Source organism: Leucobacter chromiireducens subsp. solipictus (genome assembly GCF_016758195.1).
GTDB lineage: Bacteria > Actinomycetota > Actinomycetes > Actinomycetales > Microbacteriaceae > Leucobacter > Leucobacter solipictus.
The window spans coordinates 149,131-164,418 of the sequence record NZ_QYAC01000002.1; the positions used below are offsets into that span (position 1 = coordinate 149,131).

Annotated in this window: 9 protein-coding genes; 6 read left to right on the forward strand and 3 right to left on the reverse strand. The window is 64.6% G+C overall.

All coding sequences use genetic code 11. The features are described from left to right. Positions 1 to 820: 820 nt before the first annotated feature. The 3 genes from D3230_RS04255 to D3230_RS04265 all read left to right on the forward strand — a co-directional run bounded on the left by D3230_RS04255 (position 821) and on the right by D3230_RS04265 (position 9,244). Positions 821 to 8,089, forward strand: a complete 7,269-nt coding sequence (locus D3230_RS04255) for an Ig-like domain-containing protein (RefSeq protein ID WP_202343785.1) — start codon at positions 821 to 823, stop codon at positions 8,087 to 8,089. Between the two features lie 320 nt (positions 8,090 to 8,409). After that, the gene (locus D3230_RS04260) at positions 8,410 to 8,781 is read left to right on the forward strand and encodes a hypothetical protein (protein WP_202343786.1); all 372 of its coding nucleotides are present in this window, start codon (positions 8,410 to 8,412) and stop codon (positions 8,779 to 8,781) included. 10 nt (positions 8,782 to 8,791) lie between these two features. Beyond that, entirely contained in the window at positions 8,792 to 9,244 is a 453-nt protein-coding gene (locus D3230_RS04265) for a septum formation family protein (protein WP_202343787.1), read from the forward strand. On the opposite strand, the gene D3230_RS04270 is transcribed toward D3230_RS04265, so the two are convergent. Beyond that, positions 9,187 to 10,140: an extracellular solute-binding protein gene (locus D3230_RS04270; RefSeq protein ID WP_337249083.1), complete on the reverse strand. Its 954-nt coding sequence runs from the start codon at positions 10,138 to 10,140 to the stop codon at positions 9,187 to 9,189. The two genes, D3230_RS04265 and D3230_RS04270, sit on opposite strands and share 58 nt — an antisense overlap. A 306-nt stretch (positions 10,141 to 10,446) precedes the next feature. Between D3230_RS04270 and D3230_RS16320 the strand changes: the two genes are divergently transcribed. From D3230_RS16320 to D3230_RS15840, 3 genes are all read left to right on the forward strand, one after another. Then, a complete protein-coding gene (locus D3230_RS16320; RefSeq protein ID WP_202343789.1) occupies positions 10,447 to 11,646 on the forward strand; it encodes an RsbRD N-terminal domain-containing protein in 1,200 nt (399 codons plus the stop codon). Between the two features lie 90 nt (positions 11,647 to 11,736). Beyond that, entirely contained in the window at positions 11,737 to 12,648 is a 912-nt protein-coding gene (locus D3230_RS04280; protein WP_202343790.1) for an arginase family protein, read from the forward strand. Positions 12,649 to 13,054: 406 nt separating this feature from the next. Further along, positions 13,055 to 14,083, forward strand: coding sequence for a tyrosine-type recombinase/integrase (locus tag D3230_RS15840; RefSeq protein ID WP_202343791.1), 1,029 nt, complete (start codon positions 13,055 to 13,057; stop codon positions 14,081 to 14,083). Here the strand turns inward: D3230_RS15840 and D3230_RS04290 are convergent. Both D3230_RS04290 and D3230_RS16535 read right to left on the reverse strand, forming a co-directional pair. Beyond that, the gene (locus D3230_RS04290) at positions 14,080 to 14,241 is read right to left on the reverse strand and encodes a transposase (RefSeq protein ID WP_237466932.1); all 162 of its coding nucleotides are present in this window, start codon (positions 14,239 to 14,241) and stop codon (positions 14,080 to 14,082) included. The genes D3230_RS15840 and D3230_RS04290 overlap by 4 nt on opposite strands. Before the next feature lie 557 nt (positions 14,242 to 14,798). Next, positions 14,799 to 15,257 (reverse strand): hypothetical protein, encoded by a 459-nt coding sequence (locus tag D3230_RS16535; RefSeq protein WP_425561151.1) that lies wholly within the window; start codon positions 15,255 to 15,257, stop codon positions 14,799 to 14,801. Between the last annotated feature and the right edge of the window lie 31 nt (positions 15,258 to 15,288).

Below are 15,288 nucleotides of genomic sequence, written 5' to 3' on the forward strand. Positions count from 1 at the left end.
CGGCACTGCCGCCGTGCCGACATCGGATTCCGCATGGTCAGTGCGGAAGGCCGTAGTTGCGTTGCAGTGCCTGCGTGGCGGAATCGGCCGTGCAGTACGGTTCGCACCACAGGCCATCGCGAAGGGGCAGCGTGTTGCTCGCGATCGCGGCGTCCACGCTCAGCCCACGTCGAACTGGCGGACTGAGACGCCTGAGGCTGCGACGATCCGCTGACGATATCGCACTCCTCTCCCTGTGATCGCGCTGCATCCGCGCGTCCGTGCACACGGCACAGGGATGGAGGCACCCGCGTGCGAGATCCTCGCGAAGAATGCAGAACGCGGGCCCGGACCTGCGGTACCCGGGCTGTTGGCCTGGCGGGCCGGGGGCCAAGCTCGACAGACCCGACGTGCGGTCCGGAGCCGAGCATCGCCCCGCCCCGGGGAGCCCGTCCAGGGCGGCCGCATGAATACTCGCGCACGCTCGCACAGTGCGCGCCGAGGCTTCGTCCGCTACTGCATCTCGCAGCGGTCGGTACCGAAACCCACGGGTGGCCCGCATCGGGGGTCCCGCGTCGGCTTGACTCTCGGTGTCGCCCCCGCATGGACGGGCGCGCGGCGCTGGGACCCGCGACGGTGACACACTCACGGTTCCGGCCATGGCACGGCCCCACTCCGGGACCCACCCGGTGACGGATACGCAGACGCGACCTCGGAGCCGCCGCTGCCGTGTCGGCCGTTCAGTGATCGCGCCGCCCGTCATCCGACTACCGCACGGACAAGGAACAGGGAATTGCAGACCGAACGACCTCAGAACGAAGACTATGACAAGGAGCTGAGCATGACGCACGCGAGTGCATCGAGACACACGTTCCGCGGCAGACGCCTCGGAACGTCCATCGCCGCGATCGCCATGACCCTGGCGCTCTGGGTGACCCTGATGCCCGGGGCACCCGCGATGGCCGCACCCGGCAATCTGGGCCTGTCGATCTCCAACGGCGGCAAGACCACCGTCAGCTCGAAGAACGAAGACATTTCGTTTGAGGCGAAGATCAGCCCCCCGGCGGGAACCGTGATCGAAGCCGGCGGCGTGACCACGCTGCAGCTCGACGACTCGCTGAAGCGCACCAACAACGGTCCCGTCCCCAACGGCGCGACGGATCAGGTGTGGAACGAGTCGACAAATACGCTCACCGTGACGTGGGGTCGCCTGCAGCCGGGCGCTGTCTACGGCATCTCCATCAACGCGAAGCCCTCTGCGCTGGCGAGCAAAGAATCGACCTTCCAGGTGACGGCCCACACAGCCGGCACCGTCGCCGGTGCGGCGATTGAGCAGACCGTGGTCTCGGCACCGATCGTGGCCGAAGGCTCCGAGTTTCCGGATACGACGTACCCCGCTCCGAAGCCGGGTGACTTCACGATGGTGGACCTCGTGAAGGAGAGCGCACCGGGCGGCACGTACGATGGCGACCTCACTCTCAAGCCCACGCAACCGGGCGTCGCGTTCCGGGACCTTCGTGTCGTCACGAAGTGGGGACAGACGGTCGGGAGTGACCTGCCGATTCCGCGCACCTGGTTTACGAACAACGGGCTGCCAGCGATGAACCCGACGCTCGGGCTGACATCGACCAAGCTCGCGGACAGCGCGACCGAGACCGTGTACTCGTATGGGTCGTTCGCTACCGCCAAGGACGTCCGCGTGTACGTCAACAGCCGGGTTCCGAACGGGATCGCGCCGGGCCGTTACTCGGTTCCCGTCGAAGTGCAGGACGTCGTTAATGGCGTCATGTCGGTCATTGTCTCCGGGAACCTCACCATTGTCGTGCCCGATGCTGCTCCGGCGAGCGTCACGATGAACACGTACACCACTCAGGCAGAGGCAAGTGCCGGGGAGCTGTTGAAATGGGGCCAAGGCTGGCGGATGCCGGCGGTCGCCGACCCGGTGGCGGATCTCACGATCACCTACGCCATTCCGGAGGCTCTGGTGCCGCGCGGCATTTACGCGACCATTCACGGCGTCACGCCGAAGCGCTATGAATACACGACGGACACCGACCTTGCGGCGGCGACGTGGCAGGCACTCCCGGTATCAGCGCGCGGCGTCATCGATGTCGCTGAGCCCGAGGGAATTCGCGGGATCCGGCTGGTGATGAACGATGCGCGTGAATTCCGTGGGCCGCTGTTCGGCGGTACCGAACTGACCCTTGAGGTGAAGGACGGCCAGACGCAGGGGCAGCTCGTGCCGCTCAAGGTTGCGTCCGTCACATACCTGGACGCGGTGTCGGGCGGGACCGCCCTGCCGCTCACCGAGGCCCACGAGAAGAGCGTGAAGATCGTGGGGGCGTCGACAGCATTGCCGATTGCCGGTTTCTATGACAACGGCTCTACTGATAAGAACGTGGCTTCGCCCTTCGGCAAGGTCTACGCGCAGGGAACTTCATTCGAGCGCCGCCTCTTCCTCTCAGGGGCCGGACGAACTGCATATGAGAAGCCGTACCTGTTCGTTGTGGTCCCCGCGGGCATGTCGATCCCCGAGTTCTCCGCTCCCGAAATTTGCGCGCCGCAGAGCTTCGCGTACGTCTGGGGCTGCTCGCAGGGGGTATTCAATACCTATCCGAATCCCACCCCAGAACGAAACTCGGTGGAGCTGTCTGACGGATCCACCCTGTACTACGCTCGGTCCACGGCAGGTAGCCTCGACGCCGGGCGTCAGGGATACACCCAGATGAATGCGATCACGAAGTTCTCGATCAATAACCTGCTTGAAGGGGAGCATCAGCTTCTCATTGGCGGCGGTTCGATGGTGCAAGACGACTTCGATATCGATTCACGCAACCAGGCCGGTTACGAGAAGAAGCCGCTCTCGGACGCCGCGAGCTACAGCAGCTTCTCCGAGGTGGGCGACGAGATCTCGGAGGCGCTGCGCAGCATCGGCGTGAGCGCCGAGAACGCGTTTATCGCTCAGAAGAACCTGTTCGTCTCGCGCTCCACGTCGCTCGCCTCGACCACCACGATCAAGGGTTCCGAGGATGCGAACCCGATTGTGCAGGGTGAGGGCACGGCAACCACGCGCCCTGGCGGCGACGTCAACTACGAGGTCAAGGTCCGCAACACCGGATCGGTGGTGTACAAGAACTTCCAGTTCATCGACGTACTCCCGCGCACCGGTGACACGCTCATCCTGAACGAGGGCGCATCGCGCGGCTCGGCCTTCGACGTGAACCTGTCGGGCAACGTGAAGGTGCTCGTGAACGGTAAGCCCTCCGCTGGGGCGCGGCTCGAGTACTCGACCTCGCTCACTCCGACTCGGTTCGACGCGAACGGCGCGGAGGTCGCCGGCGATGCCTGGCTTCCATATACGGGTTCCGCAACGGGCGCGATGGCGATCCGGGTGACGCTGGCACCGAGCGTTCGTTTCAATCCCTCGGACACGGTGTCCCTGTCCTTCGACGCAACGGTGCCGAGCTCCGCGCCGCGAGACGGGTCGGTCGCGAACAACTCGATTGCGTACCGTTTCCAGGCGGGATCGGGCGATTGGATCGCCGCTGAGTCGCCCGCGGTCGCGGTGCAGTCTTCGGCACCCGCCGGCGACATTGCGCTCGCGGGCCGGGCGGTACTGGACCTCAATGACGACGGGAAGGCCGGGGCAGACGAGCCCGGTCTGAACGGCGGCGGAGTGTCTCTGCAGCTGTACAAGGTGTCGGGGGGAACGCCGAAGCCGGAGTCCTCTCCGGTGACGCCGAACACCGATGCTGGCGTTGACGGAGCCTTCTCCTTCATCGGGCTCGAAGATGGCGGCACCTACCGCATTAAGCCGGTGTCCTCGAACCCGAATGTCACGTTCCCGTCGGGCGTACTCGACGCGCAGGGGTACCTGAAGTACGCGGCGGTTGCTGACGCGGCCGCGAACGCGGGCCAGGACACGTCCGCGTACGTGGGGAAGTCCGAATTCTCGGTGGGTACTGCCACCGACCTTGCGAAGTGGATCAAGGATCTCCGGGTGCCGGTCCAGACGAAGACCACGGTGTCGGGCAGCGTGCTGCTCAGTGACGTCACAGAGTCCCCGATCACGTCCGGCACGGCCTCCTACGTCTCCGACATCGGGGTCGCGCTCAAGCGCGGTTCGACCGAGGTGAAGGCTACCCAGACGAACGCGACTGGTGAGTTCTCCTTTGCGGAGCTCGACGGCGTGATCCCCGGAGACCACTCCCTCGTGTTCACGCTGCCCAACGGTCGCGAACTCGTTGCGTCCCCCGTCAACAACCCGGCGGTGTTCACCCCCGGGAGCGGTACGAACGCGGGCAGTTACTCGCTGAGCGCGCTGCAGCCCGGCGTCGGCGCAACCGGCGTGTCGGTGTACCTCACCGAGCACGGGGTGCCGGACGTCACGGTGCAGCCCGAAGGCGCGCAGACGATCGCGGGCGCCACGGTGAACCCGGCGTCGGGCACGGTACAGAGCGTCGATGCAGAGACCGAGGTCGTCCGCGTTGACTGGGCAATCCTGACCGCGGCCGGCGAGGACGCACTCGCAGGCAAGCTGCCCGCGGGAGGCGACTCCGTGGAAATCCCCGCAGACCTTGCGGACGGGAGCTACACCTTGCGCGTGACGGCACGGGATCTCGTCGGGAACGCCTCGGCACCCGCTGAGATCGCGTTCACGGTGGACCGTACTGCTCCCGCACTCGCCGCGGCGAAGGCTGAGGTGACATACACGAAGGGTGAGAACCCGGCCCCCACGGATGCTGCGGGCTGGATCTCCATGTTCGGTGTCACTGCGGACGATGCTGCGGGCGTTGGTGTGGCGTCCGCGGGTGTCCAGGTTGATGCGTCCGCGGTGAAGCATGCTGCGGGCACCTACCCGGTGACGTTCACGGTGAAGGATGCTGCCGGGAACACGAGTCAGACGCTCACGACCTCATTCGTGGTCGCGTATGTGGGCGATCCCACGGTCATGGTGGGGAAGTCTTCGATTCCGCACGAGATGGGTGAAGCACTGCCGGATGATGCGGGCTGGATCAGCCTGTTCCAGGTGACTGCGGCGGCTGCTGACGCATCCGCGACGGTGAAGCAGATCACCGTCGATGCGTCCGCGGTGAACACTGCGGTGAAGGGTGACTACCCGGTCACGTTTGTTGCGACGGACAGCCTGGGTGCCACAAGCACGGTGAAATCGGGAACGGTCTACGTCCGTGACACGATCGCGCCGACGCTGAAGCTCGCTGCTGCTGAGGTGACGTTCGTGAAGGGTGATACCCCGCTCGCAACCGATGGTTCCGTGAAGGCGGAATGGGCGACACTGTTTGGCCTTTCCGCCACGGACGCCGGTTCGGGTGTGCCCGCGGAGTGGTCGACGCTCGCCGTTGACGCGACGGCCGTGGATTACGGCACGGTCGGGTCCTATCCGGTGAAGTTCACTGTGCAGGATGCGGCAGGGAACGAGAAGTCGGTGACGGGCAGCTATATCGTGAACTTCGCGGGTGACCCCGTGATTGATTTCACGCATGTGTCGCTCACGCACGAGATTGGTACGAAGGTGCCGGGAACGAGCAGCAGTGATCTGGTGACCCTCTTTGGAGCGTCCGGGCGTACCGCGCCCGGAACGACCGTGGAATCCGTGACCGGTGACGCGGCCGGCGTTGATTTCGCCCAGCCGGGCACCTACCCGGTGGTGTTCACGGTGACCGACAGCGCGGGCAACACGGCAACCGCGGAGACCGCCTTTGTGGTGGCTGACACGATCGCGCCGAAGCTTGCGCTGGGGACCGAGTCGGTGAAGTTCGCGGACGGTGATCCGAAGCTTGCCGCAGATGATGCAGCGGCGTGGATCGCCCTGTTCGCGGCGACCGCGACGGACAGCGGTCTCGGGATGCCCGCCACGGGCACGCTCGGGATCACCGTTGATGCGTCGCTGGTTGACTACACCACAGCTGGTGCGTACCCGGTGGTCTTCACCGCGACCGACAACGCTGGCCTGACGGTGAGCGCGACGGCCACGTACGTGGTGGCGTTTGCTGGGGCACCGAAGGTGGCCTTTGACACGGACACGGTGACGTACGAGATGGGGGAGGCCCCGCTCGCATCAACCGAGGCTGAATGGAAGGCGCTCTTCGGGGCGACGGCCACGAGCGCTTCGGGGACCACGGTGAAGAGTTTCGTGGTGGACGCTTCCAGCGTCGACTACGAGAAGCCCGGTGCCTACCAGGTGCTGTTCACCGTCACCGATAGTTTCGATAATCAGGGCCGCTACTTCGCGACGGTGACCGTTGAGGACACCACCGCTCCGGCGCTTTCGGTCACCACTGATGCGGCGAAGTTTGTGCGTGGGGATGCGCAGGTCACGGATACTGCTGGGTGGGTGGCGCTCTTTGGGGCGACCGCTACCGATGCGGGAACCGGGATGCTCGTGAACGGCAACGCCGGGATCACGGTGGACGCGACGAACGTGAACTACGATCGTGCGGGCATGTACGAGGTGGTGTTCACCGCGACCGACAAGGCTGGCAACATCAGCACGAAGGTCACGGTGGAGTACGAGGTCCGCTTCGCGGGCCCCGTGACTGTCGCGTTCGAAACGGACACCGTAAAGGTCGAGATGGGCGACGCTCGTCCGGCATCGGATGAGGACTGGACGGAGCTTTTCGGAGCGACCGCCCAGGCTGCCCCGGGTGCTGAGCTCGAGAAGATCGAGATCGATTCCTCGACGGTTGATTTCGATGTGCTGGGTTCGTACCCGGTGGTGTTCACCGGAACCGATACCTACGGCAACTCGGACTCATATGAGGCCACGTACACGGTGATCGATACCATCGCGCCGGTGGTGTCTTCGGACACGGAGGAGCGCACCCACGCGATGCGTGCCCCCGACACGGCGTGGACGGTGAATGACTGGACGGCGTTCTTCGGAGTCACCGCTCAGGACCTGAACGGTTCGGAGCCGGGCTCCGGGGTGGCGTCGTGGAGCGTAGAGCAGGCCACGAACTGGCTCGCACCTGGCCGATACGAGGTCACGTTCGCCGCAACTGATGTGGCCGGGAACGTCTCGGACCAGCTAGTTCGGACGATCATCATCCAGGCACCGCCCACCGGGAAGACGATCACCGATCGGATCCCGCAGGACACGGCGGTGACGCTGACCCCGATGAAGGAGACTGAGTCGACGGGCACGATCCGGGATCTCACCGATCAGGATCTGGGCGCTCCAGACGCGGGTGGCACGCTCACCCGTCAGGGGGACACCGTCCGCTACACCCCGAAGCAGGGCTTCGCAGGGGTGGAAAACGCGAGCGTAACCGTGACCGATGACCTCGGGCAGACCGCGGTCATCGAATACCAGTTCACTGTCGTGCATGCGCCGGTGTTCGCTGACGGGGCAGCAATCAGCCGGAGCATCCCGGTTGATGGCGAGATCACCCTCCTGGATGCGGCAACGCTTCCCGGAATCGAGGGTGAACACCTCACGGTCACGGATGTCACCGCACCCTTCGGGATGCGTGGCAGCGTCGAACTGCTCGCCACGGAGGGTTCGAGCGGTGATGTGCGGTATGTCGCGGATGGGTCCGAGTGGGCCGGCGATGCCGAGTTCACGTTCACGGTGACCGATGATCTCGGGCAGTCTGCCGTGATCCCGGTCACGGTGAGTGTGGTGGCTCCGACCCTGACCCTGGATACCCTCTCGGGGATTGCCGGGGACACCCAGGTCACCGTGTCCGCGGAAGGCCTCATCCCGGGGAAGGAATACCGGCTCGAGCTGCACTCTGACCCGATTGAGGTGGGAGAGATGACCGCAGACGCGGACGGCAACGCCGTGCTCGAGATCACGGTTCCGACGCAGGCCCCTGCGGGGGAGCACGAGTTTGTGCTCTTTACCGCGGAGCATGACGAGCGTGCGAGCCACACGTTCACCGTCACCCAGGCACCCGGCACCCAGCCGGGGTCCAGCGGGAACATCGCCGGGTTGCCTGTCACCGGTGCAGAGCTCGTGGGGCTGGGCGGGGCGGCTGGCCTCCTCCTGCTCCTGGGGTCGGCAGCCTGGCTGGTGGCGGCGCGGCGTCGCAGGGCCCAGCAGGTCCTCGAGCCGGCTGGCACCGGGACTGCAGCCGAACACGAGTAGACGCACGTGGTGAGGCCCCTGGCGCGCCGGTATCTCCGGCGCGCCAGGGGCTTCTCGCGTGTTCTGGACGGGTCTCTCCCCAGCACCCGCGGTGCACGCCGGTGAGCGCGGCGCTCGGAAAGCCTGCCGCATGGGGAATGCCACCTGAGGTGTTCTGCCGGCCGTGTGCTGCGCAGGTGCGGGACCGGGCCGCGACTACGGCGGAGCACCACCCCGGTACTGCACGCGCCGCTCCGCGTCACGGAACCCCGGGGGAACCGGGGTGGTGCGCGGGCCACGCTGGCTAGCGTGGCCTTGCACCCACGAAGATTGGAGCCCACGTGCACCCATACGAACCCCCTGCCAGCGAGGCCGTGCCCCGCGTGAAGCCGCCCGCTCCGGCCGGGGTGCCCGGCCCAGGATTTTGCATCGCGAGCGCCGTGATCGTGCTCGTACTCGTGCCGCTGTGCTATTCACCCGCGTGGGACTGGATGTTGTTCCAGCACTTCTCGGGTCCTGGCTCTCGGTTCGCGGGATTCATCCAGGCGCTCCAGTACGACCTTGGCCGGGACTGGTTCGCGGTCATCCTTGCCGGGCTCGCTGCATTCTGGTCCGTCACTGCGGTGTGGACCGCCCGGACCTGGCAGCACCCATCCAAACCCCGCCGGCGCTCGGCGCGCATCGAGCGCACCGACACGGTATCCCCCCAATAGAAAGCACCACATGACCTTCTCTTCACAGCCAAGCCGTCGTACCCTGCGCGGAGTTTTCGTGCTCGCAGCCGTGCCGCTGCTGCTCTTGACCAGCTCGTGCAGCATCTTCTCCGACGGCACCCCCGTGCGGGATGACGGCGAGCAGGGGGTGACCGAGAGCGGGCGCGCCGACGTCGACAAGATCATCGTGGGAGATTGCCTCGACTCGACCACAAACTCGACGGTCTCCCAGGTGCCGATCGTGCCGTGCGCGGAGGAGCACGACGAGGAAGTGTTCGGTTCGTTCACCCTCCCGCCCGGTGAGTTCCCGGCCGCCGAGACTCTGGAATCCGAGGGCTGGGAGCAGTGCGACGCGCTGTTCGCGGAATACATTGGACTCCCGTACGAGGAGTCGGCGTTGGAGTACTACACGCTGACCCCGACCCAGAAGTCGATGTTCGCGTTTCGCGCGAGGTCCGCGTGATCTGACACGAGCCATGTCGACAGGAGGTCATCGACAACCGGCGCGGCATCCTTGTTGACGGGTGCCATCCCATTCAGCGGAACCATCTCCTCCTGCTGTTTGGCGCCCAGGAGGTAGTTGATGGCGAGGTGCGCGGCCTCGGGATCCTTCACCCCCTTCGGGATGCCGAGGTAGTCGACACTCATGAACGAGTCCTGCCACATGGGTGCCACGGGCGCACCCGCGAGCGCGGCACCATACCCCCGGCTTGTCCAGACCAGGCTCATCGCCACCTCACCCGACTCAAGCTGCTGTTGCGCTTGCGCACCGGTGGTCCAGCCCACCAGTTTGTCGCCCAAGCCCGCGAACTTGTCCAACGCTGGCGCAATATCGGAGACCGCGAGATCGGCGGGATCCTCGCCCTCGGCGACCATCGCGAACTCGATGATCGGGTAGTCAGCCCACGACGTCTGCGCGACGCCGCGGTTCCCCGGAAACTTTTTCAGGTCGAAGAAGTCGGCGGCAGAGGTGGGTGGGTTGTCTCCGAAGAGTTCGGTGTTATACGCAACGACGTAGCCGAGGTACGGCGCGGGAACCCCGCACTCCTGTATTTCCAGGTCTTCCGGCACCTGGGATGTATCGATCAGATCCAGATCGAGCTCCTGCAGCAGCGTGCCGCACTGGGCACCCGTGTCCACCGCTGAGTTGTGCACAATGTCCCAGCTGACGCTGCCGCCCTCGACCATCGCTTGCAGCTTTCCAAGGTCGAACGCGTCCTGCGCGATGACCGCGCCGGAGGCTTCCATGAACGGCTCCCAGATGGCCTGCTCGATCCCTTCCTGGTAAACGCCGCCCGACGACGCAAACGCCAGGTGGACCCCCTCCAGGCTGTTCGGGGCGATCTCGCCGGCGGTCACCGGCCCGACGTTCCGTTCAGGGGGTGCGGCGTCACCCGGTGTGCTGCAGCCAGCCAGGGTGAGTGAGACCAACACGATCGCGGGTATTCCGCTGAAGACTCTTGCGCGCAATTTCGAGGTTCCTTTCCCGTTCCCGGAACAAGTGGCGACCATAGTTTTCGCAGGGCGAGCGTCGAGCGTCAGTGCTCGTCGCCGTGTGTTCGCGCTGGAATCTCAGGGGGTCAAGTAGTTCCGGTGCGACGGAGAGTAACATGAGTTTGCACCAGTATCAGGGGCGTATATGGGCATTCCGGGCGGGAGTTGGTGGTGAAAATAGACAACACGACCACGGGTGGCGAAGACGTGCGCGACGTCTGCGAAACACTCTGGGTTCAGGCACGTCAACTCGCGGAAAAATCCCACCGCATCGTCGGCAGGTTCCCGCGGCTCGCGGACGACCCAGACGCTCCCGCGACGGGCATCGAGACGGCGGAGCGCAGCATCCGGCACATCCTCGCGCTCATCTCCGAACGAGCGGACCGAGAGGACCCGGAGTTCATCGTTCGACTCGGCCGTGCCAGAGCCGAAGCAGGGGTCCCCGTCGATCAGATTCTCGGCGCGCTCAACGCGGACTTCGAGATCGTCTGGCTCTCGCTGCTGGAGTTTCGCGGAGCCGTCAGCTCGGCGACGGTTGCGCGCATCGGATCCCGCATGTGGCGCAGTGTCGAGAAGTACTCGACCGACCTGCTCGCGGTCTATAAGGAGCGAGAAGCCGCGCTCAGGGTCGAACTCCAGGCGCAAAGCAACCGCTTTCTCAACGGGCTCGCGACCGGCACGCCGCAGTCGGTCGCCTCGGTGCGGGGCACCCTCCTCGCGCTCGGGATCTCGCAAACGCACGGCCTCGGAATCGTGGCGAGCCGTGAACAGCTGAACCTCGCCCAACTGCACGCGCAGGGAGTGCAGTACCTCACCGCCCGGACAGAGGCCGACAACTTCCTCGTGGTCGTCCCGGACACCCGGCTCAGTCAGCTGCTCGCGGCAAACCGGACCGCCGAGATCGTGTATGAGTCCGCGGTCACGGAGGAGTCGTTGAGATCCACGGTGTTCCTCCTGAACGCAATTCTCCTGCACAGTCAGCAGCTGCCCGGGCACCGCACGCTCGACGAGTCCTGGTGGGCAGCGATGGTGCAGGGGCTCGGTGCGGCGGGGGAGCTGGGGGGCCGTCGTGTGCTGCGCGATGTCGCACACGAGACCCCGCAAGGCATGCAGCGTCTCGCGGAAACCGTCGACGCGCTCTGGGCATCCTCGGGGGTCTCCGAAGCTGCCCGCTCAATACAGGTGCACCGGAATACGTTCGTGAAGCGATGCGAGAAGCTCACCCAGCTCGCGGGCCGTGATCCGAGGATTCCCGGGGAGCTGGCGATGCTGAAGTTCGCGTTTGATCAGTATCGGCTTCGATCTGAACCGGCGACTCCGCCCGCCCGGGGCGTAATGCACACTATTCCGCACCAAAGATGGGAGAAGTAACGCTGATGTGCGCATAAATTACACATAACGTGTGACTCTCAACGACGTCCGTGCCGCATGGCACTGGCGGCTTACGAACGAGGAGTGCACATGGGAAACACGAGGAATACGGTCAGGCTGATCGGCACCCCCTACGGCTACGGCCGCCGGGGGCACATGTTTGGATCAGGCCCCCTGGTCCTCCTCGACGACGAGCAGGTGCCGGCGAGGCTCCGCGAACAGGGGATCACCCCAGACACCGTGTGGGTCGACGCGGCAGAACCCGAAGAATCGTCGCTGCAACTCCCGCCGGGAAACGAAATGACCTGGTATCTGAATCAGGTTTACGCGCTACGGGAACGCGTCGCTGAGGCGCGCGACGAGGGCTTTGTCCCCGTGCTCTCGTCCGGAAACTGCAACACCTCGTTAGGGGTGATCGGCGGCATCAACGACGAGGGCATTGGCATGCTCTGGCTGGACGCCCATTCCGATGCCTCCACGCCCGAGACCTCGCCGTCGGGATTTTTCGACGGGATGCCCGTATCGATCATCAACGGACGCTCGTGGAAGGCGCTCCGGGAGGGTATTCCCGGATTCCACACCATCCCGACCGAGCGGATCGTGTCGGTCGGCATGCACGATCTCGTGCCGGGGCGGTTGGAACCCGTGGGTGCCCTCGTCGACCGCGCCGCCGCAAACACCGCGGGCAGCTGGCGGGCGGCACTGGGAGCGGCCCTGAACGACCTGAGACAGTTCACCTCTCGGGTGTATCTGCACATTGACACGGACGTTCTCGACACCGAGGTAGCGCGGGTTCAGCCCTGGCCGGTGAGCGGCGGGATGACCGATGTGGAAGTGCGCGAAACCATCGAAATGGTCTTTGACGAGTTCGAAGTCATGGCGGTCAACTTCACGGCGTTTGTCGCGGGCCTCGACGACCGGGCACCCGGGGTGCTGTCCTCCCTCGTTTCGTACGCGGCCGAACGCGCTCTGCAGCAGCAGCAGCAGGCGAGCGCTCGATAGCTGGCGCCTGACGCGACCGCCGCCGACCTCGCGCGCCGGGCGCGCACAAACAACGAATCCCCCGTCGCTTTCGCGACGGGGGATTCAGATACTGTGTGCGCCCCGAGGGATTCGAACCCCCGACCTTCTGATCTGGAGTCTGCCATAGCCCTCCTGAATGACGATCTGGTCAGCGACCTGAGTGCACTTCAAGTTGTATGGGAAGCGACCTCGGTGATCGAGCGCCATCTCATAGAGCTTATATGCCGTCCTCAACCTGAAGGACGGTAAAACGAAGGGGTTGACCACTGTGATCGATCCTTCGGCATTTCCACTATCGTTGACATGCGGATCAAAGGAGATCTATATCAATTAGAAGTCTCCAAGTTAGGAGCAAACGTGTAGTCGCACCACAGAAGGAGGAGGCGTGGACGATCCGCGTGCTCTGCCAGTGCCGGCAGCCTGGAGGGAACCCATCAAGAGCTTTCTCGAATACTCTCGAGCAATCGGGCGAAGGCCGGAGACAGTACGGACCTTCCGTGAACGTATGGAGAACCTTGCTCGGTCCGCCGCAGTTGAACCGTTCTCGTTTGATCGGGCCGCCCTAATCAAATTTTTGGCGGCTAGGGCTCACTGGTCAAATGAGACTCGAAGAGCGCGACTTCAGACGTTCCGGGTTTTCTGGGAATGGGCGATCAAAGAAGGGCGAACATCGATCAACCCGGTAACGGGTCTGCCGCGAGTGCCTATGGCTCGTCCGAACCCCTCCCCGGTGCCCTATCGCGTCTACCTTTCGACGCTCCTCCTCGTCGACCGGCGTACCCGCCTAATCCTCCGTCTGGCTGGGGAAATGGGGCTCCGGCGGGGAGAAATTGCGATCATCGCCCCCGAACTGGACCTTTTCAGCAACGAGGAGGGCTGGTGGCTGACCGTTCACGGCAAGGGTGGGAAGATCCGTATCGCCCCAGTACCTGAGGCGCTGGTGCATGAGGTCACCGACTTTGCCGGCAGTAATCACTGGCTGTTTCCAGGGAACAGGGACGGGCACCTCTCACCGCGCTATGTGTCGGTGTTGGCGAACGCTGCCCTCGAAGGGAACTGGACCATACATAAGCTGCGCCACCTCTTCGCGAAGCGGACCTACCAGATCTCGCGCGACATATACGCAGTGCAAGCCCTTCTTGGGCATGCTTCTCCCGTAACGACTCAGCAATACGTACCAGTCGAAGACTGCTACTTAGGTGAGATCGTGAACACGGTATCGGCCAAATCATTCAACATCGAGCTTGATGATAAGTTCCGAACTCGTGCCCAGAGCGTCATCACCATCGATTTCAATACGATCACCCCGACCGAAGCAATGCTGCTGGTGCTGCGATTGAGTGAACGAGCAGTTGGAGCAGACTACGGCTACCCCGTTCCCACACGACTTCAGGTGTATCGTCGCGCGAGCTAGGGTGTGTTTCGTAAAAGGTTGAGCGAGACAATCATCCCGTTGAGTGCGACCGCGGCCCGGTACGCGATCGCGAGTTCGTCGTACCGGGCAGCCAGCCCCCACCACTGCTTCAACCTGCAGTAGTCCCGCTCGATCATGTTCCGGCCCCGATAGTTCATCGCATCAAACTTGGGCGGCCTGCCGCCCTTGCTGCCGCGACGTTTCCGGTTGGCCTGCTGATCGCTTGGCTCGGGAATGACTGCCTAGATCCGGTCCGCGCGCAGGTAGTCACGGTTCTTGCGTGATGAGCACGCCTCGTCGCCCAGGGTCGTCCCTGGCCGCGTGTGGCACCCGATGCGCAATCGCTACATCAACGTAACGAACATCGGCGGGTCCCCCATCCTGACAGGCCGAAAACATAGTCACCAGCGGCAGGCCACGCCCCTCGGCGAGCTGGTGCGTTTTCGTCGACAGGCCACCGCTGGAGCGGCCGACCGCATAATCGCATGGGTCGGTCAGCAGGCTTTGTGGTCCTATGTATCCCTGTTAAGGCGCGTCACGTTCGTCGCGCACTGATGGGCGCGAGCGATCGAGGAGTCCACCGATACTGGCCGATTCGCCAGGCCCTCACAATCAGCGAGCTGATGGAGTCGGCACTGCACCTCTTGGTGCTTTGTGTCGGCGTGGACGATGACCACGTGGCCTTCCAAAGGTCCCTCACGCTCCCCGCGCGTCGCTATCGGCCTGTCCTCTGAGTCTGACGACGATCGCGGTCGTGAAAGCCGCGGGCGCGTTCCCCAACTGCCTGCAGCCCGCCGTCGCGTACGTGCGTGCCGGCGTCGTCCTCACGGCTCTCCGCCCCAAGGGTGCACAGACCCCGCTTGCCTTGTTTGAGCCGCAGTTCTAGTGGCGCCGCATCGGGGGAAACCCTCGACTCGATCCCACAGAAGCTCGGCCCTGGCGCGATCGGTGTCGGGCGCGGCGGGATGCAGGGCGCACCGGTGTGGAACATGCGCCGGGAGAAGCTCTCACGCCGCGCTACCACGAACAGGGGCGAATCCTGCGAGGAGCGGGCATGAAGATCGGATCCAGCAGCGACTTCGGTGAATAGCACTCCCGCTACGATGCCGCCCACGCCGAACATGTCATCCGCGAGCTCGACGAACAATACGCGCGTGGCGAGATCGAACGCCATACCTACCTTGAGAAGAAGCGCGGCCTCGTCC